Source organism: Bacillota bacterium (assembly GCA_033549065.1).
GTDB lineage: Bacteria > Bacillota > Dethiobacteria > DTU022 > DTU022 > JAWSUE01.
The window spans coordinates 129,390-149,873 of sequence record JAWSUE010000007.1 but is presented as its reverse complement, the minus strand read 5'-3'; the positions used below and the strand labels follow the sequence as shown (position 1 = coordinate 149,873).

The 20,484-nt window shown below is 44.7% G+C and carries 17 protein-coding genes; 6 read left to right on the top strand and 11 right to left on the bottom strand.

Going from position 1 to position 20,484, the window contains the following annotated elements:
• The 5 genes from SCJ97_06620 to SCJ97_06600 all read right to left on the bottom strand — a co-directional run.
• The coding region (locus tag SCJ97_06620; GenBank protein MDW7739714.1) for a universal stress protein at positions 1 to 318 on the bottom strand (318 nt) is incomplete at its 3' end.
• Between the two features lie 198 nt (positions 319 to 516).
• Positions 517 to 732, bottom strand: coding sequence for a hypothetical protein (locus SCJ97_06615; GenBank protein MDW7739713.1), 216 nt, complete (start codon positions 730 to 732; stop codon positions 517 to 519).
• Positions 733 to 818: 86 nt separating this feature from the next.
• The gene (locus tag SCJ97_06610) at positions 819 to 2,558 is read right to left on the bottom strand and encodes a hydantoinase B/oxoprolinase family protein (GenBank protein MDW7739712.1); all 1,740 of its coding nucleotides are present in this window, start codon (positions 2,556 to 2,558) and stop codon (positions 819 to 821) included.
• Position 2,559: 1 nt separating this feature from the next.
• Positions 2,560 to 4,599 carry a hydantoinase/oxoprolinase family protein gene (locus SCJ97_06605; protein ID MDW7739711.1) on the bottom strand — a complete coding sequence of 680 codons (2,040 nt, stop codon included), beginning with the start codon at positions 4,597 to 4,599 and terminating at the stop codon, positions 2,560 to 2,562.
• A 31-nt stretch (positions 4,600 to 4,630) separates the two neighbouring features.
• Positions 4,631 to 5,209 (bottom strand): XRE family transcriptional regulator, encoded by a 579-nt coding sequence (locus SCJ97_06600; GenBank protein MDW7739710.1) that lies wholly within the window; start codon positions 5,207 to 5,209, stop codon positions 4,631 to 4,633.
• 261 nt (positions 5,210 to 5,470) lie between these two features.
• Here SCJ97_06600 and SCJ97_06595 point away from each other — a divergent pair, with 261 nt between their 5' ends.
• From SCJ97_06595 to SCJ97_06585, 3 genes are all read left to right on the top strand, one after another.
• Positions 5,471 to 6,994 carry a sugar ABC transporter ATP-binding protein gene (locus SCJ97_06595; protein ID MDW7739709.1) on the top strand — a complete coding sequence of 508 codons (1,524 nt, stop codon included), beginning with the start codon at positions 5,471 to 5,473 and terminating at the stop codon, positions 6,992 to 6,994.
• A complete protein-coding gene (locus SCJ97_06590) occupies positions 6,982 to 7,968 on the top strand; it encodes an ABC transporter permease (GenBank protein ID MDW7739708.1) in 987 nt (328 codons plus the stop codon). The genes SCJ97_06595 and SCJ97_06590 overlap by 13 nt, the downstream gene beginning before the upstream one ends.
• A 126-nt stretch (positions 7,969 to 8,094) precedes the next feature.
• On the top strand, positions 8,095 to 9,141 hold the full coding sequence (locus SCJ97_06585; GenBank protein ID MDW7739707.1) for a sugar ABC transporter substrate-binding protein: 1,047 nt from the start codon (positions 8,095 to 8,097) through the stop codon (positions 9,139 to 9,141).
• A gap of 384 nt (positions 9,142 to 9,525) precedes the next feature.
• On the opposite strand, the gene SCJ97_06580 is transcribed toward SCJ97_06585, so the two are convergent.
• The 4 genes from SCJ97_06580 to SCJ97_06565 form a co-directional block, all read right to left on the bottom strand.
• A complete protein-coding gene (locus SCJ97_06580; GenBank protein ID MDW7739706.1) occupies positions 9,526 to 10,914 on the bottom strand; it encodes a DUF5050 domain-containing protein in 1,389 nt (462 codons plus the stop codon).
• Between the two features lie 224 nt (positions 10,915 to 11,138).
• Positions 11,139 to 11,546, bottom strand: coding sequence for a DUF3887 domain-containing protein (locus SCJ97_06575; protein ID MDW7739705.1), 408 nt, complete (start codon positions 11,544 to 11,546; stop codon positions 11,139 to 11,141).
• Between the two features lie 8 nt (positions 11,547 to 11,554).
• Positions 11,555 to 12,766, bottom strand: coding sequence for an NADH:flavin oxidoreductase (locus SCJ97_06570; protein ID MDW7739704.1), 1,212 nt, complete (start codon positions 12,764 to 12,766; stop codon positions 11,555 to 11,557).
• Between the two features lie 173 nt (positions 12,767 to 12,939).
• A complete protein-coding gene (locus SCJ97_06565; GenBank protein MDW7739703.1) occupies positions 12,940 to 13,374 on the bottom strand; it encodes a protease complex subunit PrcB family protein in 435 nt (144 codons plus the stop codon).
• Between the two features lie 287 nt (positions 13,375 to 13,661).
• Here SCJ97_06565 and SCJ97_06560 point away from each other — a divergent pair, with 287 nt between their 5' ends.
• On the top strand, positions 13,662 to 14,609 hold the full coding sequence (locus SCJ97_06560; GenBank protein MDW7739702.1) for a cation diffusion facilitator family transporter: 948 nt from the start codon (positions 13,662 to 13,664) through the stop codon (positions 14,607 to 14,609).
• Positions 14,610 to 14,701: 92 nt separating this feature from the next.
• Here the strand turns inward: SCJ97_06560 and SCJ97_06555 are convergent, their stop codons facing one another.
• Positions 14,702 to 15,955, bottom strand: coding sequence for a radical SAM protein (locus SCJ97_06555; GenBank protein ID MDW7739701.1), 1,254 nt, complete (start codon positions 15,953 to 15,955; stop codon positions 14,702 to 14,704).
• 120 nt (positions 15,956 to 16,075) lie between these two features.
• Positions 16,076 to 18,328 (bottom strand): N-acetylmuramoyl-L-alanine amidase, encoded by a 2,253-nt coding sequence (locus SCJ97_06550; GenBank protein ID MDW7739700.1) that lies wholly within the window; start codon positions 18,326 to 18,328, stop codon positions 16,076 to 16,078.
• A gap of 188 nt (positions 18,329 to 18,516) precedes the next feature.
• Between SCJ97_06550 and SCJ97_06545 the strand changes: the two genes are divergently transcribed.
• Together SCJ97_06545 and sppA are read left to right on the top strand one after the other, a co-directional pair.
• Entirely contained in the window at positions 18,517 to 19,338 is an 822-nt protein-coding gene (locus SCJ97_06545; protein ID MDW7739699.1) for a class I SAM-dependent methyltransferase, read from the top strand.
• A 180-nt stretch (positions 19,339 to 19,518) separates the two neighbouring features.
• Positions 19,519 to 20,451, top strand: a complete 933-nt coding sequence (gene sppA / locus SCJ97_06540) for a signal peptide peptidase SppA (GenBank protein MDW7739698.1) — start codon at positions 19,519 to 19,521, stop codon at positions 20,449 to 20,451.
• The last annotated feature ends 33 nt before the right edge of the window (positions 20,452 to 20,484 follow it).

Genomic DNA, 20,484 nt, shown 5'->3' with positions numbered 1-20,484 from the left:
CACGATCGTATGCGCAGGATGACCTTCTTTTAAGATCGTGCGCGCCTTTAATCCTTTTTCTTCAAATAATTCCCGGGCTTCTTCCAGAAGTTTATTTCTATCCTGTTTCTCTTCTTCGTAGAGCCGCCTGATTATTTCCTTCTCCTCTTCCGTCACTGTATAACTTCTTCCACCCAAAGTTGTAGCAAGTTGAAACTTGCTTTGATGAACGTGGATTACGGCCAGCTCACTGGCCTGGCAGCCTTCCGCTATCTCGGCTGCTTTCTTATAGGCTTTTTTGCTGGATTCGGATCCATCGGTGCAAACTAAAATTTTCATTTAAACCGCTCCTTTTTCTCAGGATTTTGTTAAACTCCTACCATTCTCCTGGATACTGAAACGGAAAAGTCTATTAATGCGAGCAAAGTGCTTCCAAGGAAAAACCCCATAAATCTTACACCTTTATTATAAACCTCATTTTGTTAAGTTACAAATATTCTGACAACAGATGGCGAAACCAGCTATATAGTTGAAATATCATTCCCACAGGCTTCCAAACCCATAATGACCGGAGAGTCCCCACTCCCTTATCTCTGAAGCCGGGGGTGTTTTATAACCGTACTTCTTTGAGTGCATCCAGCCGAATTTCTGATTAACTTCCACGAGAAATTCGACGTATTTCAGCGGGGCAAGAACGGCGTCGATCACCGGAACACCCAGGTGTTTTTGCAGTTCTTTGTAGAAATTAAACATCGGGTAAGCCCCATCCTTTGATTTCTGACATTGAGGGGTGCCGGGAAATCTAATAATAGAAATGGGGCTACCCGAAAATTTAGCCTTTACTTTTCTGCGCGCAGGATAACTGTTTTTTCAGCATCTATTTCGCCCGAGTCAGAAATCTCAACTCCATAAGCCTTACGGGCATGTTCACGGGAAATGTAGCCCTGCCGGTAGTCTTCAAGAACCTTTTCAGATTCACGCTCAAAGGGTTCTCCGTAACCACCACCGCCGCCGGTATTTAGCTGGACTGTCCAACCTTTTTTTAGAATATATCCGTTAGTCTTGAGTAGTTCATCAACGACATTACCTTTATTGTCCTTGATAGTGATGATCGGCGGTCGGGCGCTTTTCCCCCCGCGGATACCCCAGGCCGGGTCCTTCGATCTTTCAAACCAAGAGTAAAGTTCCACATTATCAGCCGACATTTCGTATTCCCTGATTACACCCAGTCCTCCCCGGTTTTTACCGGGACCTTCAGAATCCTGGCGCATCTCGTAGCGGGTGATCTTGGCCGGTGTTTCATTTTCGAAAATCTCGACAGGGAGGTTTTTGAAATCACCATTGACGGTGTTGATCAGACAATCGACTCCATCTTTGTTGCTCAATGCACCCCAACCACCGACGGTCGGCTCGACGGAGAAGAACCGCTCGCCATTTTCAGGGTTATAACCGGTCAGATAGATGACCATTGAGTCACCATAGTGGGCGGCGCCAACCATGTCGGGTATGGCATCCTGCAGGGCTTTCATGATCAGATCGATCAGTAGACCCAGGTGGGTAAAGTACCAGGCACAGGCAGCCGGTTCCACTGCCGTAAAGATTGTTCTTTCCGGAGCGGTTACATGCAGCGGTTTGAAGGAACCACCGGTAACCGGTCCAAAAGGCTGGACAATCATTTTGTATGCTAACCGGCAGGCTGATATGGTCTGGGCAAAGCCGCAGTTGACATTTCCTTCGGACATTTCGCTTGAACCGGCGAGATCGATATAGATGTCACCGTTTTCAACTGTGATAGCAACTTTAACATGAACCGGCTTATCATTGTAGCCGTCGTTGTCACAAAATCCCTCGGCAGTGTATGACCCTTCGGGTATTTTGGCGATTACTTCCCTTTCGATATTTTCGGACTGCCTGAAGATATCAACAGTAGCCCTTCTCACTGTTTCAAGAGAGAAGCGATCGAGAATTTCCATGAACCTTTTCTCTCCTGTTTTACAGGCGGCGATCTGGGCGTAGAGATCTCCCCTGGCATTGCGGGGGAAGCGGCTGTTCAGACAGATGGTGTCAATTATGTCGGTCCTGAATTCACCCCGATCGGCTAGCTTGATCGGACCGAGCCGGATTCCTTCCTGGAATATCTCGGTAGAGTTCATCGGAGCCCCGGGATCTTTTGAACCCACATCGAGCCAGTGGGCTCGGTTGGCCGAAAAACCGACCAGCGCTCCTTCATAGAATATAGGGGCAAAGACGGTAATGTCGTTAACGTGCGTTCCAGTAATATATGAATCGTTTAAAACGAAGATATCGCCTTCTTTATAAAAGTCATAGCCCCCGAAATATTCTGTGGCATACTTGACCGATTCTTCCAGGTTGCCCAGAAAAAGGGGAACACCCTGCGACTGCCCCAGGCTCTGCAGTTTCTCGTTGAAGATGGCTACGGCGCAGTCTTTCATTTCATAGATAACCGGCGAATAGGCGCTTCTAAAAAGGCTCTCGTTCATTTCATTGGCCGCCGAAACAAGTGCGTTACGGATAATTTCAGTGACAATGGGGTTTTCTACAAAATCCTGTTTTTTCATCTCAGGCACCCTCCCCTTGCTTGTTAATCAGCAGGTTTCCATATGGGTCAACCTTTACGCTGTAACCCGGTGGGACAACTGTGGTGGCTGTTTTTTCCTCGACAATGGCCGGACCGTCCAGGTTCTGGCCTGTTTTCAGCTCACCACGCCGGTAGATGGCTGTATCATATTCGCGGTTGTAAAATACAGCTTTGGCAACCTTGCGGGCAACCGGTTTGTCGCCATGGATTGTTTCATCTTTATTTTTCGGTGTCTTTTCCAGTTTGCCTATACCAACCAAGCGAAGGTTGACTATTTCAACCGGTTCCACCTTGTTGCTGTGACCATAAATTTGATGATGCATCTCGTAGAAGAGTTCTCTAAGATCGCTTAAGGTTTGCCTGGTCACCGGTCCGTTCTGGAAGGGAACATGCACGGTATATTCCTGGCCAAAATAGCGAACATCGGCCACACGTGAGTATTCTATTCTGTTTTCTTCGATATGCTGCTGAAGAAGCATAGGTTCAATTTCTGCAATCATTGTCTGGTACTGCTCGCTTACCTCCTGTGGATCTACGGTATCAACAATCTTCTTCATGGTACGCACCGTATCAAGACGCAGATCGGACTGGTGCATACCCCAGGCTGAAAGCACACCGGGCAGTTCAGGAACAAGTATGGTTTCAATGCCCAGTTCCTCGGCTGTGAGACAGGCGTGCATCGGGCCGGCTCCGCCGAAGGCAACTAGGACAAACTCGCGGGGATCGATACCCTTGCGGACGGTCAGCTGACGGATGGCATCGGCCATTTTGGCGTCGGCCACCTTGCAGATCCCCTCGGCTGTTTCAATTACACTTAAGTTGAGCCGATTGGCAATCTTTTGCACTGCTTCGATTGCTTTATCTTTGTTCAGGCGAAGGCTGCCGCCGAGAAACCCGTCAACATCGATCCGTCCGAGGACTACGTTTGCGTCAGTAATGGTCGGTTCGGTGCCTCCCCGGTCATAACAGGCCGGGCCAGGTTTAGCTCCGGCACTTATGGGGCCTACTCTTAAGCCACCGCCTTCGATCCAGGCGATACTGCCCCCTCCTGCACCGATTGTGTAGATGTTAACCATGGGGGTTAAAATGGGAAAGCCTTCGAAAATGGTTTCGGTTGATACATCGGGACGGCCGCCGATGATCATGCTTACATCGTAACTGGTCCCACCCATATCAACCCCGATCAGGTTCTGGTAACCAAGGGTGTCGGAGAGGTACTTGTTGGCCAGGGCGCCACCGACAGGTCCCGAGAGCAGGGTCTGTATTGGGGAATCTTTGGCTATGGACGAGGTGATTACCCCACCTCCTGACTGCATGATATGGATGGGGTTTTTAAACTCGTTATCCCTCGTCCGCTGCTCCAGGATTTTTAGGTATTCCTTGACGATGGGGGCAATGTAGGCGTTGATTATGGTTGTACTGGTCCTTTCATACTCCCTCCATTCCCGGGCTATCCGGTGGGACAGGGAAAGAGGCTTTTCAGTTAAATCTTTGAGAATTTTCTCAATCTCTTCTTCATGAACGGGATTGATGTAGGCATTGATCAAGCAGACAGCGATTGATTCATAATCTCCAGCCTTGATCTCTTCTGCCGCTTTAATTACACTTTTTTTGTCAAGGGGTTTTTCGATAGCGCCATTAAAGAGAACCCTTTCATCAACTTCATATACATCTATTCTTTTCAACAGGGGGGTCGGCTTGCTGAATCGCAGGTTGTACATCTCCTTGCGGTTACCCCTGGCAATTTCATAAACATCTTTAAAACCCCTGGTTGTAATCAGCGCTACGCGGGAACCCTTGCGCTGGAGTAACGAGTTAAGGCCAACGGTTGTTCCGTGCACGAAGAAATCGACTTCGGAAAGATCTTTCATCTCAAGGCCAAGGCCACTGATTACCGAGTCGGTGAGGTTATCTGGTGTGGTCAGGGCTTTGCCTTCCTTCTGTTCGTTAGTCTCAGTGTCGTAAAAGACAAAGTCGGTAAAAGTGCCACCGATATCTACGGATACTCTGTATCTGCTCATATGCTTCTCCATTCCTTTTTGTATAGTTTAATTAGAGCATTTTCTTCAAAACGCTGGGAGTGTTCACGCTGATAATCTTGACCGGTTTGTTGGTCAAGTTAGCCCATTCGTGAGGCACGGTTGACTGCATATGCAAGCTGTCCCCGGGAAAGAGGGTATATTCCCTGTCTTCCATGAATACGGTTAAGGTCCCCTCGAGAACATAGACAAATTCTTCGCCGTTATGAGAAAGGGGGCGGATATTTTTTTTCTCCGCTGGAAGAATTTCGACCAGTATGGGGTCAATTACCCGGTCGATTGTATCATTGGCCAGGCTGTAGTAGATGAAGTCGGAACTATTTAAGCGAAAGCCTTTCAATTCGTAACTGCGAAATATTATGTTGTCGTGTTTTTCGGTGATATGAAAGAAGTTAACCAGTTCTACACCGAGGGCGGCAGCAATATTCTTCAGTGAATTGATAGTGATCGAAGTCTGACCTCTTTCCAGTTGGGAGAGGAAGCTGATGGAGAAACCGGAGATTTCCCCGAGCTGTTTTAGGGTCATCCCCTTGGATTTGCGGATATCTTTGATCTTCTTGCCTATTTCAACAGAGAACTTTTCTGCTTTCATTTAGTGCGTCCCTTCTGTTATAAGGTTTGTTGACACGTATCAAACAAACTTTTCTGTAATCCAGCAGAATGCTTTTTTAGCGCATCGCTACTGTAACTTTTTAAGTGTTTTCTACTCTCAGTGAAAATTTCCTGCATAATTTTATTATAATTAAAAAATTTTCCCCACTAAGCAGGAGATAAATACAGTACCGTCGAATTTAGGTTATACTTTACAGCCCGGAATGACGCGGGCAACCAAATATAATGTGGTGAATCCAAGATGTCCGAAGGCCCGATAGTCGAGTTAAAAAACGTCTGCAAGCGTTTCGACGGGATCGAAGCACTTACGGATATTTCTTTGACTATTGAGCGGGGGAAAGTTCATGGGCTGGTCGGTGAAAACGGAGCCGGCAAATCGACCCTGGGTAAAATCATTGCCGGAGTACACCGGCCGGACAACGGACAGCTGATCGTCGACGGCGAAACTGTTTCCTTCACCTCTCCCCGGGATGCCCTGGGGCAAGGGATCGCCATGATCTCGCAGGAAGTTTCACTTGTCCCTAAGAGAACTGTCGTTGATAATGTCTTCCTCGGGATAGAGAGCACGAAGCTCGGGATTGTCGATAAGAAAGAGTTATATAAACGCTACGAAAAGCTAACAGAACGAGCCGGAATCTACATCCACCCCGATACCATTTTGGCCACACTGCGCATTGCCGACCAGAAAAAGGTTGAAGTGCTGAGAGCAGTAGCCCGTAATGCCCGCCTGATTGTCATGGACGAACCTACTGCCGCTTTATCTTCGGAAGAAGCGGCTGCCCTATATTCTCTGATCGATAGTTTGAAAGCGATTGGCACTACAGTTGTTTATGTTTCACACTTCCTGGAAGAAGTGCTCCAATTAGCCGATACGGTTACCGTTTTGCGCAATGGCATCCTGATTAAAACCTCACCAGTTAGTGAAGAAACCCCGGAAAGCCTGGTAAATAATATGTTGGGCGGCTTTGTTTCGCTGGGTTACCCGGAGAAGATATATCCCGATCCCGAAGCGCCGGTTATTCTATCAGTGCAGCAACTATGCAAAACCGGTGATTTTGAAGATATTTCTTTTGATATCCGGGAAGGTGAGATCGTTGGCCTGGCCGGCTTGGCCGGAAGCGGACGATCGGAGATCTGCCGCGCCCTCTTTGGGGCTGAAAAGATTAGAGGTGGAATGGTTTCTGTAAAGGGTAAAAGGATTCAAGCGAAAACCCCCCGTGAAGCAGTAAGGGAGGGAATAGCCCTTTTACCGGAAAGCCGCAAGATAGCTGGTTTGGTGATGAATTTTTCTACATCCAATAATATAACGCTGCCCCATCTGTCAAATATATCAGTGGGACCGATGATTAAACTCGCTGAAGAAAAAGTGCAGACCCAGTCTATCTTGACCCAACTGGATGTAAGACCTCCGGATCCACTGGCCCGGGTAAGCAGTCTATCGGGAGGCAACCAGCAGAAAACCCTTTTTGCCAAATGGCTCTTTAAGAAGCCTCTGGTTTTCATTGCCGATGAACCGACCGCCGGGGTTGATGTGGGAGCAAAAAGGGCTATTTACCAGCTGATCCACCAACTGGCCAGCGAAGGGCTGGCGGTACTGCTCGTATCATCCGATATTGAAGAGGTTCTAGGGCTGTCCCACAAGGTACTGGCCATCCGCAAAGGCCGGATCGTGATGGAATTTGACCGGGATGAAATTGCCGAAGAAAAGGTGATGAATGCTATCTTTGCCACCGACAAGGAAGGTGATCCGAAATGCATAAATTAGACGATGAACTTGTAAAATGCAAAGAAAAGACGACGGCACGGTCTGTAATCGGTCATATTTTAAGGAACTATGGAATAGTCATCGCTTTTATTATTTTCTTTATAGCACTCTCTTTCTTAAGCCCTGCATTTCTGACCTTCCGCAACCTGCACAATATTATTGACCAGTCAGTGAGTGTAGGTATTATTGCCTGCGCGATGACCCTGGCTATTATCAGCGGTAACTTCGACCTTTCGGCCGGGGCTATCTACGCCTTCTGCGGTTCACTGGCGGCAATAATCGCTTCCCACGGATATGTGGAACTCGGTTTCACTGCTGCCCTGCTGGCTGGTTTCTGTTTGGGGTTGTTAAACGGAGTTGTTATTGCCGGGTTCCGGGTCCACTCCTTTATTGCCACTTTGGCCACCGGCCTGGTTATTCAGGGTGCGGCACTTCTTGCGACTAACGGCCGATTGATTGTAGTTCGCAACGATCTTTTCACAGTGATGGGACAGGGTTCTATCTGGGGCATCAAATATCCTGTCTTCATATTTGCCATCTGGATTATCTTTACCTGGTTGCTGCTGTCAAAGACTAAATTCGGACGTGCTGTCTACGCTATCGGCGGCAACCCGGAAGCCACCTGGCTTTCCGGGATCAGGGTTGACCTGACCCGAATCATGGTCTTCAGCCTTACAGGTGTAAGCGCCGCTTTGGCCGGGATTATTGCCGTTTCCCGGATCAGCCAGGGGCAGGCAGATATGGGCGGTCTGATCGAACTGCAGGCTATTGCCCGGGTTGTTATCGGTGGAACCAGTATCATGGGCGGTGAGGGCTCGATTATGGGGACCGTTTTCGGTGTTCTGCTTATGCGGTTGATCGGGAACGGTTTCAATATCCTTAATATATCTCCTTTTTACCAACGGGTTTTTGAGGGTGTGGTTATCCTGTTTGCAGTAGGCCTGGATGCCATGTTCAGGCAGCGCAGGCACTGATATTTTTTTTATCTACCCTCAATCCGATTCAAGGTTTAATTATCTATCAGCGGGGGAGGTGTTTTATACAGCAGCATGAGTTTGGGTCAGCTTGAAATTTTTTCAAAAGCCAAAGGAGGATCACAAATGAAAAGAGGCCGGGTTTCTGTTATTACCTTGCTGGCAATATTGCTGGTTTTTGCTTTACTCATCGCGGGCTGCGGACCGACTGAGGAACCACCAGTCGGCGAACCCGATGGTGAGGAACCTGAAGTTGAAGAGAGTTTCCGCGTGGCCATGTTCCACCTGGTGCAGGCCAACGAATATGACCAGTCCCGCAATGACGGGATGGTCGCCACTGCTGCGGGACAGAATGTGCAGGTAGACTTCTTCTCCTGCGAGTATGACACCCAGGAACAGATCAACCAGATCCAGGATGCAATCGCTGCCGGAGTCTATGATGCTTTCATCATCCACCCCAATGACAGCAATGCTGTAGTCCCCTCGATCGAAGAAGCTCTGGCAGAGGGTATTATTGTAATCGGCGCAGACGGACCTTTCGGGCCGAATACAAGATCACTTGATCCCTATCCGGAAGGTGTAACTAGCATTATCGGACGTACTGGCTGGACAACCGGTTCATGGCTCGGTGAAGCTGTTGTAGCGGCCGCTGAAGGCATGGAAGAAGCCAAAGTGGCATACCTGATCGGCTTCCAGGCTCTGACCATTGACCAGGACCGTTTTGAAGCCCTAGAAGAGGTAATTGCCCCTTACGATCATATTGAAGTTGTCTCCTTCCAGGAAGGGTTATACCGCAGGGATACTTCGCGGGAAATTATGCAGAATGTATTCCAGGCCAATCCCGATATCAACATTGTTGTTTCTTCGGGCGACCAGATGACCCTGGGCGCTTATGATGCCGCAGTTGAAGCCGGTATTGCCGATGGAATTATGTTTATCGGTAACGGCTGCAGCCGGGAAGGCTGGCAGGCCATTAAAGACGGCTATTTCTTCGCCAGCTATGCTGATATTCCCTATACTCAGGGTGTGCTGTTAATCGAAACAGTTGCGGCAGCACTGCGCGGCGAAACTGTTCCGAGATCGATCAACCTTGAAGATCAGCGGCCTCCGCTTCCCCAGGAAGGTCCGATGATTACCGCAGATAATATCGAACAGTTCACCGGTGAGTGGTAAAACTGATTTACAGCAGATAATCAACAGCAAAAGGCTTCTCCTGTAATAAAGAGATTTAGCCGCAGTTAAATTACAGTGGAAGCAAACTGTTGGTTACCTTATAGAACGATATCCCGGGCAGCGCAAGGCTCCCGGGATATCGCTTTTTAAAGGGATCTGGATCAACTGGGAGAATATCAGAGTTAACTAAACTTTTTTATACTTATATCTGGAGATGAGAAACGGGTAAAAACCAAACTTGATATGGGCAAAGGCTGCATTCGGTTCAAAAAGATGGAAACTATCCCCTACGATTTACTGGCAGAACTATTAAGAAATATTACAGTTGATGACTATATCAAGAAGTATGAAGAGTCAAGAAAGTAATTATATATAAATCCTTCTTCAGTAAACCGACTCGAACCCAAAAACAGAATCGGGCTGGACTCTCTTTAAGATATCAAGGCCAATATAATAAACCCAGTCACCTGCTACATTTGGCAAGCTGACTTTTGCCCCGTCAACACTTTTTCTGCCAGTGCCATCAGTTTTTATTTTATATAACCATCCATTATCATCCTGGTTCACATAATAAATCCAGTCACCGGCGAGATTGAAATCCAGAACACTGTCACTAACGATGTTACTGATACTTCCTGCCCCGTCATGGCGAGATCTGTATATACTCTGACTATCACTTTCAATAAAGTATATCCAGTCACCAGAAACAATTATTTGGTAAGAACTTATACCCAGGGTTAAGCGGGTCTGTTGTGTGCCATCGGTCCGAATTCTATATACCCGATAATTATCATCCACATTGATATAATAAATCAAGTCGCCGATGATATTCAGGCAGGCTGAAAAACTATCATTCAATTTGGTGCGTGCACTGCCATCAGTCCGAATCTTATAAAGCTTCCCGCCATCATTGCGGTTTGAATAATAGATCCAGTCACCGGCAGTAATCATACCATCGGAGTAATCATTGTTCACCTTGGTTCGCTCCGAGCCATCAGTGCGGATCTTGTAGATTTTTTTGCCATCTGAAACATTCATATAGTAGATCCAATCGCCGGCAACATTGATAAACAGTGAATCGTCACTGTTAATTCCCGTGCGTTCTGTGCCATCAGTCCGAATTTTGTAAATTCGGCCACCATCAGATTTGTTAACATAGAAGATCCAGTCGCCCTGGATAGCTGCTAGTCCCCCGTTGTTTATATTGCCGGCTGTATTACCGGTTGGACGTGCAAGGACTACTTCAATGTTGCTTTCTGAAGACGATTCAGGTGACTGAATTAAAGACGAAATAGGGATATCCTGAGGCTGAAAGACACTGATGATTTTTTGAAAAGGAGTTTGAGATGAAGTGGTTTCCTGTTGAGACGCTGGTTCAGGCGAAGGTTCACCTGTTCCGGGCTTTGTTTCGGCAGCAGTTGGAGCACTTTCTGCAGATTCTCCAGATTGCTCAGCAGATTGGCTTTCTTCTTCAGTAGCAGAAGTTTGAGATTGCGAAGCATCTGATTCGGGCTCTCCAGGTGGAGAAGCAATATTCGATATTGATAAGCCCTTAAGTAGAAAGTAACCTGCAGCAACCAGGATAATGATCAGGGCTACAAACAGAAAAATAAACCCGGTCGATTTTCTTTTTTTCTTCGGTGGTTTTGAACTGGCCGGCGGGGAAACAATAGCTTCATTGAGGAAGGACTGACAATATCTGCACTTGATAGCGGTTGCTTTAATTTCTTCTCCACAGAATGGACAGACTTTATACTCGCTCTCGTTGACCATTTTTACCCCCCCAAAAAAAATTAATCTACAAGAGGCCTACCAACAAACCGTCTGCAGATTGAAGAGTATATATGGTATGGATTAACAAGATTGAGTATAAAGTATCAGGTATTATTGTGTTATATTTCCCTCTAGCTCATATTATATTCCGTTTTTTTGCCAGATACAAGAATTATTCAGAAGCTTACATTCATATTTTTATTAACTTTGCCTTTTGAATAATCCTATGGAACAGGCTGGAACCACAAACCGGCAACCCTATTGTCGTTGTCAAATACCACCCTGATGTTTATTGGACCTGCTGCGAATTCGGTTATCACATTCACCGCGGTGTATTCACCTGACTGTTCAACTCTTTGTTCAAGCTCGCCAACATAATCACCCTGCTGAGACAGCAGTGTCTGCCAGGTTTGCTTAAGTTTGCTCTCCGACATGGCTTTTTTCATCTCAACGTTGAAGAACGCAGCTGCTCTGCTAAAATCTTCCTCCACCAGGTTACCGATAAATTCTACAGCCAGATCTGTAACCTCTCCTTCCAGTGGCGGGCCGACCGGCTCGGGTTCACTGCTGCAGGCTATAGATAAAATTAAAACAAGAAAAATAACAATAAACAATGCAAGCTTTTTAAACATGCGATTCTTTATTCTCCTTTCTCCATTTGTCGTAGTATTTTCCCATGATAGCAGCGTAATTGTCTATCTACTACTCCAATTAGGCAGTAACCGCAATCAATACATTTTGAGGTTTCTTGTTTCTTATCTTTAAAGTGATTAACCAGGTTAGGCTCAATAATAAAGGGGCGGCAGAGAGATACATAATCAGCTTTCTCTTCTTCCAATATTTTTTCTATCGTATCAATATCCCGAATGCCCCCAACAACGATTATCGGGATCTTCAGGTGTTTCTTAATTTCTGCTGCCGCTTCAATATTGTAATTGTGCAGTGGTCTTAAATTCTTGATCATCAGGGGTAACATCGCAGAAAGAACTCTCTTACTTATCGCAGATTTTTCACGATAACGGTGATGCAGGTTCATTATGGCTTCAACGGGAGGCGCTGTCATTCTGACCGGATGAAAACCTAGGGCAATGCCGCCACTTGAAACTTCAAGAGCATCACCACCGGCTTCCTCAAATAGTTTGGCGATCGATATTGCTTCAGGTTTGGTCATCCCATTTTTATCAGCATCGTAGGCATTAATTTTCATTAATATGGGATAACTGCCCACTTCTTTCCTTGCTCTAACTATGATCTCATTAATAATCCGAAATCTATTTTCGGTATTGCCACCCCACTGATCTGTCCTCTTATTACAACAGGGTGATAGAAATTCGGATAAGAGATAGCCGTGTGCTGCATGCAGCTGAACCCCATCAAAACCTGCACCTTTAGCTCGACTAATTGCTTGAACAAAGTTTTTTATAATTTCTTCTATCTCTGCTTCGCTTAAAGCCCGGGCAACAACCTCGTTCAATGGATATTTCATCTTTGAAGGAGCTACTGCTTCAACTTTTACCAGATCCGGATCAATTTGCCCTCCACCATGGGCAAGCTGCATAATTACCGGTGTGCCATAATCGTTTACTGGTTTTAATAATTTCCGATAATCATCGACTAATTCATCTTTATCCATCATCAGCATGTTATTTAAGGTGCGGCCATTTTCCTGAACCGCTGCATAACCGGTGATGATTGCCCCAACTCCACCGCGGGCAAGCCGTAAATATAGATCAGAAAGTTGTGGAATTGGGCGCCCACTTTCACCGGCCATACCCTCGTGGGTGGCCGACCTGATGATCCTACTCGAGAGGGTTAGCCCGGCCAGAACACTTTCTTCAAAAACTTTTGGCATCGAATCCGCCTCCTGCTCTTATGTATAAGAATATATCTTTTTGCAGTAAACATCCAGTCAACAATCCGGGAAGAGATGCAGTAAAACCGCACAAGGGGACGGTTCTTCTGTGCGGTTAGACTTAGCGAGACCGCACAGAAGAACCGTCCCCTTGTGCGGTGATTATGGGTGGTTTAGTCGATTACAGGGACTTCCGATTCGGCCCCGGTGGCGATAAATTCTACGGGAAGTCCGGGGTCTTCTAACATTGCCAGATCATAAGGGTAGGTGAGTGCCTGAATGACTACGTCTTCTTCTCCTGGCTCGACAAAGTTAGCAGTTACGACCAGCTTATCTTCTTCTTCACTGATATCGGTAATTTCTACCTCAAATCCTCCGGTCGGTTTTTCACCATAGGTGACAAGCAGGTAAAGAATCCCTTCATGTCTGAAAGTCTGAGCCCCAAATTGTTCTATTCGCGAATCGATCCATGCCTGGACTTCTGCGGGAAGCTCATCCGGAAGAGTCACTTCACCGGGCTCTTCTCCCGACTCTGTCGGTACTCCACAAGCGGTGATGAATAATAAGGCTAGGGCAAGAATCATGACCACCAAAAGTTTCTTAATCATATTGTAAACCCCCTTTATTATTAAATTTATTGTTTTTTGTTTCTGTAACTATGACAAATAAGGGGTGAATTAAGTTCAATTTAACATATTAGTTTTTAATTGTTATGACAGTTGACGTATGTATCTATAATCATCTATAATATGGAAAAGCCATACCGGAGGCAGATCAGGCGGGCGAAAATTTTCGCTGCAGTCGGGCCGTTCAGGCAGCAGGTCAAATGAACCTGTGGGACTTATCATAATAAGTCTTACAGGTTTTGTTATATTGATTATTGGAGTGAGTTTTCTTGAAAAAACATTTGTATCACAGAGGGGAAACAATAACATTTTTCTGTCTGCTGGGAAATCTGGCATTAAGCTTGCTTAAAGGGTTAGCTGGATATTTTGGCAGCAGCAAAGCTATGATTGCTGATGCATTCCACTCAGGGTCAGATACATTCGCAACATTAGTTGTCTATATCAGCCTGAAGATATCACGTAAACCGGCAGACGAATGCCACCCTTATGGCCATGGGAAGGTTGAACCGCTGGCGGCAATATTTGTAGGGCTAACCTTGCTGGCAGCTGCCGCTTTAATAGGTAGGGATATTATAATCTCCGTTCTGGAAAATCAGATTCCTACACCTTCCCTGATTGCTTTGGCAGCAGCAGTAGGCTCTATCATTGTGAAAGAGGTTATGTTCAGAATTACTTACCGAACCGGAAGTGAACTGAACAGCGAAGCCATGATTGCAAACGCCTGGGATCATCGTTCCGATGCCTACTCATCTATAGGAGTTTTGATTGGTATTGCCGGCAGCATGGCCGGCGCTTATTATGGAATAGCCTGGCTGCGCTTTCTGGATCCTTTAGCAGGAACAGTTGTTGCAATATTAATTATAAAAATAGCAGTAATGATTTTGATCAAGGCGGTAGGCAACCTGATGGATGCTTCACTTAGTGAGGAGACTATAGAGCATGTCAAATCTCTGGCACACAGAGTACCCGGTGTTATAGATATCTCATGGGTCAGGGGCAGAGTTGTTGGCCCTGAAGTCCAGATTGATATTGCAGTTCAGGTTGATGCAACAAAAACAGTTCAGGAAGGCCATGATATAGCCGATATGATAAAGGAAACCCTACAGCACAATTCCGATCATGTAAGTGAAGTACTGGTTCATATAAATCCTCACGACAATCTCCACCTAAAAAATGAGCAGTTATCAACGATCAGGGGTAACTATCTTACCGATTGATCTCTATCAGGTATAAAAGTGCCGGGTGCAAAATCTCATAATTCTATTAATTATATGTGATGATAGTATAAATTGATAAATGGATTTTTGCCCTATTTAAGAATTATTTGCTCAGGGAATGCCTGCTGCTTTGATATATTCCACATTTTATCAATATAAGCCCGGGTATAAGCCTGCTCAATGGAATGGAACAGAGTTGCTCCTTTGCCGGTTAGCTCATAGCTTTCACAGTTCTCCCTTATATACCCGAGTCTTTCTGCAATTTTGAATTCCAGTCCGAACATTGTCTTGATCTGCCTTCCAAAGGATTCTGCAAATTTCTCTTTGTTGATCTTCATGGCATAGGAACTCCAGAATAAAAAATAGGCCATTCTTTGTCCCAAGGAAAAATCAAGCGTAAGAGAAGTGGGCAGAAACTCCTTATTGACTCTTTCTATATAGGCTTCAATTGAATGCGTATTAATTTTGAATTTATCTTTTAGAAGGGTTGTCGAAGATACCCCAAATCCTAAAAATGCATCGCGGGTTATAGATGAATATTTCCCGGTATTGTGCTTAGCAAAAGTCCATACAGAGGTCCGATCCAGATTATAGTCATGGCAATATCGTGCAAGCGTTTCCAGCATCTTCTTCTTTTCTTTTTCAGGCAGAGGTTTGTATTTATTCTTGGCAAAAGTAAAGTCAACGAAGGGGTAGGTTGACACCTGCGTTGCTCCGTTTTCAAATGCTGTCTTAATATCACTAATCAAGATGTCTTCAGTTTGACCCGGTATGGCAAAGATCAAATCAACATCAACAACCTGAAAACCTTTATTTTTAATCTTCAGCAGCCTATCAGTTAATGAATTAGAAGTGCGGCCTAATTTAAGGAGAGATTGTTCATCAAATGACTGAACCCCGATGCTGACCATAGTTACACCGGCAGATAATAATTTATCTATTATTTCTTCCGTGATATTTTGGGGATGAAGTTCAACCCCAATTTCACCTGAGATAATAAAATAACGCTTAAGTCTGTCGATGATCTCTGCCAGATCATCGATCATTAGTGCCGGGGTTCCTCCACCAAAATAAAGACTCGTCACTTCTTTTTGGTTACTCATATTCCGGCAAACCAGGTCAATTTCTTTTAAGAGAGCTGTCTTATATGAATCAGCTCTATCTTTATCGTAGATTTCTTTACAGTAGGGACAAAAACTACAGAGCGATTTACAAAAAGGAATATGCACGTATAATCCAAGACCATCGAGAGCTTCAAAATCTAAACAGTTCTCGAAACCACTTTTGAAAACAAATGGACTGAAAGAACGGGTTAAAATAATGTGTAAGACCGATGTAAGCAACATCCGTTAACCTCTTATCTTCTTTAGTTTACCCATCATCATTCAAAATCCGTATATATCACTTATAATTCTTCAGCTTCAATTTCACCCTTCGGTTATCTTTCGCTAAACATTACAATGGTTCTATTCAATTGATGAAGGCATTGAAGTAAAAAGGAAGTAGTTTTTGATACCTTCTTTAATAGCCCTGGCAAACTCCCTTTGTCCAAGAGGGTGAAGGATGTACCAGTTATCTTCCGGATGCATCATGTACCCTGCTTCTACCAGAACACTCGGAATCTGGGGATGCCTGAGAACAGCAATATTCCTTCTCCATATTCTGAATGCTGGAAGCTCCATCTCTTCATCCAACGTTTTGAGCATGATTTCAGCCAGTGCTTCATTGTGAGCATAATTATAGAGCACCATGATTCCATGAATCTCTGTTGCCGGGGCATCCTGGGCATGAGCGTTGGAATGAACGCTGACAAAAATGTCGGCATCATACTGGTCAATCTGCTCAGGTCTGTCATACAGGTTGACAAAGATATCTTCCGTGCGGGTCATAATCACATTTGTACCCTCTGCTGATAGCAGATCTCTAAGGTAAAGGCTTATGGCCAGGTTAACATCTTTTTCATGGATTACACCTGGCCCGGGTGCCCCGGTATCCCTTCCTCCATGCCCGGGATCGATAATAATCGTTTTGTCTTGAAAAATATTTTCTTCGACTGTTTTTTGAGGCTTATAAATATCAATAATTAGGTTATTTCCCGACCACTTCCGGCTGAAAGCTGTCATGTTAAAATCAAAATTGATTGTTATAGTCCATGAATCCGGACCTTCCGAGTGGTTAGGTGCCAGGTTTAAATCTTCTACTTTCAAGGTTAGGTCCGGAATCTGGAGATCTTGATCAATTTCCAACCCGTATGCTTTAATTGCAAGGTTATCCTTGCCATCTTCAATGAAAAAATGAAAGCGTTCATCCGTAATAAAAATCAACCTTACCTTTCCAGTAGTTTCAAGCAATCGCAGTCCATTCAGGCTTGGTTCAAGAAACTCTTTACTCTCAAGGACATTGACCATATCCTTGTGGATCAGATAATTTTGATCCCCATATAGATTAATACGGTAGTAGTTACCTGACATACCTTCAGCTTCATAACGGGTCCCTGCTACCAGGTAGCTGATCACGGTGGTAGGATGGCCGTTACCACCGACAGTGCTTGAGTGGAGTGTTAAACCGCTTTCTCGCATCTGATAGAGCCAACCGCGGTTTTTAAGCTCATGTTCTTTTTTTATTTCAATAATCTTGTAAGGGGAATCGGCTGTGAAAGATACTCTGCCGGGAAGCACACGGGTTACCTCATTTCCACCCCGGCGCAATGATACCGTGATGGTTTTCGGTCTGGTCGAACCGCTGGCAGGCAGGTCTTTTTGCTCTACTTTGTATACAGCCGTATAGATACCCCCTTCTCCCCGGGGGCCGCCAACGTAAGCTAACTCGGTCATGCTATTCCAGCTTCCATTATCACCGATCCTGAAATGTGCTTCGGCTCCCGGTGACCCCTGGAACGCAATTGTTAAGGTATCTCCAATTTTTAATACCTGATTTTCACCGGGGACTAAATAGGTGGAATGAACAGCCAGCGGTTCACGATGCATCGGTTTCCAGGGTGCGGGATAAATAACCGATCTTTCGATAGTGCTGGTACCTTCAAGTCCGGTTGCTTCAACAACGATCGGAAACTCTTCCCCACGGGGTATATCAACCATTGTCAAGAAGTTACCTGTCCTGTTGTCAATGATTTCCACCGGGTCACCGTTAACTGTGACCTTAACCTGTGAGTAAGATTTAGTTGTGCCGAAGACAAAAAGAGAATGCCCGTAATAGGTGAAGGGAGATGTCGGTGGATAAGCAAGAAAAAGTAAAGGTCCTTCCTGATCATCTGGTTTTTCGGGATCGAATACCTCTTGCAACGTTGATATGTTTACCGTTCGGGTCTGTTCGTTCCATTCAATAAAAGCCCCAACGGCTTCTGTAGCATGTCTCAGTGGAATATAGGCTATACCTTCTACCATTGTTACCGGGACATCCCACTCGCGGCTCTGGCCGTTTACGGTTATTTCCCGACTGCCGGCCGGAAGAACTAACCTGAAATCTCCCAGGTTGGCCGATAAAATATTGTTTGTTTCATCCCAGAAGGTTTCAAAACCTAGTTCATCAAAAAAAGATATTGCCGGGACGAGTAAGTTATCATCTTCTGTTTTAATAGTATCTTCTATAGTTATTGGCTCTTCATTAATTACAACCGCAATTTTTTCTTCCGGTTTATAGAAGAACATGAAGTAACCAGTTATAAAGAAAATCAGGATTGCTATTGCCAGCTTTTTCATGATCATTCTCCTGCTTCAAAGTTTTATGTTATCTATTACTAAATTATGCTAAAGATATGATTATTCCTTTTAAAATCATATTGGTAATATCAGGAATTAGTCTTTTAATCTTTGATAATTTAAGATATCATTCATATAGAAGGCAAATAGATTTAAACATAGCAAACATTATAGGCGGTGTATCTTTGGTGGAAAAAGAAAAGGTAGCTCTTATCCGGGAACAGGAAACTTTAATGGTTCCATTGTACAGCCGGGCGTTGGAAACCCGAAAAGCCTCGCCGATAATTGAAGATAGAAAAGCTTTGGAGATTGTCGACTCTATCGATTATGATTTCAGCAAGCTTGAGATACCAAAACAGACCCATGTAACAATCTGTATGCGAGCCAAATATTTTGATGACTTTACCAGGACTTTTTTGAACGAAAACCCACGCAGCCTCTTCATCCATTTAGGCTGCGGCCTGGACAGCAGGTTTGAACGAATTGACAACGGTTCGGTTGAATGGTACGACCTGGATTATGCAGAGGTTATGAAGTTGAGAAAAAAATTCTACAGTGAAAAAACCCGTTATAATATGATCGAATCATCGGCTATTAACATAAGCTGGCTGGATAAAGTAGATAACTCTGATAACAAGCCTGTAGTCATCCTGGCCGAAGGATTGCTTATGTACCTTCCAGAAGAAGAAATCAAAAAATTATTCCAGGCATTACAATCTAAATTCGGACACTGCCTGATTATTTTTGACTGCTACAGTCTTCTAACCGCATCAAACATAAACAGGCATCCTTCATTTCAGAAAACAGGTGCAGTTGTTTACTGGGGGATTGACGAAGCAGAAGAAATTGAAGAATGGGGAGAAAATATTCATCTTCTCGATGAATGGTATTTCTCAAAGTCTTCAGAAATCGATAAACTTGATTTTTTCTATCGACTCCTATTTAAAATGGCAGGCGCATCTAAAATAGCCCAGAAAGCACACAGGATTATAACACTCGAATTGGGATAAAATATAAATCTTTGCTCTCACATGTTATTCACCAGTTACCATTATTCTTCTCTGAACAATACTGCTTATCTTTTTCTTAAATCCCTATCCGTTAGGGTTCTTCGAATTTGGAGAAGGATTTTTGTGTCATGCCTAAAATTAAGTAATATGAAAACGAGAATTTTTTAGGAGTGATTCATAATGAATAAGAAGAAGATATTCATAATCGGTTTGATTGTCATCTCGGTGTTAATGGTGATCACCCTACCCTTCCTAGCAGGAAGAGATCGCGACCGGGATTGGTCGAAAACTGGAGAAGACCGGGTTGTGGTAATCTATTTAAATGGTACTATTCAGGAATCCCTAGGGCTATTCCTCTCTGGAGGCATATCACCTCATTTTGTCAATAGCCAACTTGAGCGTGCCGCTTCTGACCAATCAATAAAAGGGGTTGTTTTGAGAATTGAAAGCCCAGGTGGGTCTATTGCCGCTTCACAAGATATAGCAGCTATGGTCAGGGAATTTGAAAAACCGATTGTTGTTTCAATGGGGGACATGGCTGCTTCTGGAGGTTATTACATAGCAGCACCAGCCCAGGGAATTATTGCTCAACCTGGTACCATGACGGGCTCGATCGGTGTAATCAGCACTTTGATGAATATGGAAGGACTATACGAAATGATCGGCATTGAGGTTGAAGTCATCAAGTCCGGGGAGCATAAAGATATGCTGAGCCGCACGATGACTGATGATGAAAGAATGATTATGCAAGATATATCAGATGAAGCCTATAACCAATTTATATTGGCAGTAGCCGAGGGCAGAAGAATGGATCCTGAAAGGGTCCGCATACTGGCAACCGGTCAGATTTATCTCGGATCCCAGGCCCTTGAACTTGGTCTGGTTGACAGACTTGGTGGTATTGAAGATGCAATTGACTATCTGGCTGAACTGAATAACCTGGAGAATCCTGTTCGCTATGAATTTCCCCAACCACCGATGTTTGCCCAGTTATTTAGTTACGGATATAAAGTATTGTCGACAATTGAGAGGTCCTCCATAAACCCGGAACTGGTAATACTAGAAATGCTGAGGGAAGGTATTAAACCTGATATTCGCTACCAGGTTAGATAGTTTATTAAATTACTCAAATCATGGAGGTAAAAA

Coding starts and splice junctions, on each gene's coding strand:
- SCJ97_06580 (MDW7739706.1), bottom strand. CDS start 10,914: ATGGTCAACGAGAGCGAGTATAAAGTCTGTCCATTCTGTGGAGAAGAA.
- sppA (MDW7739698.1), top strand. CDS start 19,519: ATGAATAAGAAGAAGATATTCATAATCGGTTTGATTGTCATCTCGGTG.
- SCJ97_06615 (MDW7739713.1), bottom strand. CDS start 732: ATGTTTAATTTCTACAAAGAACTGCAAAAACACCTGGGTGTTCCGGTG.
- SCJ97_06570 (MDW7739704.1), bottom strand. CDS start 12,766: ATGCCAAAAGTTTTTGAAGAAAGTGTTCTGGCCGGGCTAACCCTCTCG.
- SCJ97_06585 (MDW7739707.1), top strand. CDS start 8,095: ATGAAAAGAGGCCGGGTTTCTGTTATTACCTTGCTGGCAATATTGCTG.
- SCJ97_06565 (MDW7739703.1), bottom strand. CDS start 13,374: ATGATTAAGAAACTTTTGGTGGTCATGATTCTTGCCCTAGCCTTATTA.
- SCJ97_06550 (MDW7739700.1), bottom strand. CDS start 18,328: ATGAAAAAGCTGGCAATAGCAATCCTGATTTTCTTTATAACTGGTTAC.
- SCJ97_06575 (MDW7739705.1), bottom strand. CDS start 11,546: ATGTTTAAAAAGCTTGCATTGTTTATTGTTATTTTTCTTGTTTTAATT.
- SCJ97_06605 (MDW7739711.1), bottom strand. CDS start 4,599: ATGAGCAGATACAGAGTATCCGTAGATATCGGTGGCACTTTTACCGAC.
- SCJ97_06610 (MDW7739712.1), bottom strand. CDS start 2,558: ATGAAAAAACAGGATTTTGTAGAAAACCCCATTGTCACTGAAATTATC.
- SCJ97_06590 (MDW7739708.1), top strand. CDS start 6,982: ATGCATAAATTAGACGATGAACTTGTAAAATGCAAAGAAAAGACGACG.
- SCJ97_06555 (MDW7739701.1), bottom strand. CDS start 15,955: ATGTTGCTTACATCGGTCTTACACATTATTTTAACCCGTTCTTTCAGT.
- SCJ97_06600 (MDW7739710.1), bottom strand. CDS start 5,209: ATGAAAGCAGAAAAGTTCTCTGTTGAAATAGGCAAGAAGATCAAAGAT.
- SCJ97_06595 (MDW7739709.1), top strand. CDS start 5,471: ATGTCCGAAGGCCCGATAGTCGAGTTAAAAAACGTCTGCAAGCGTTTC.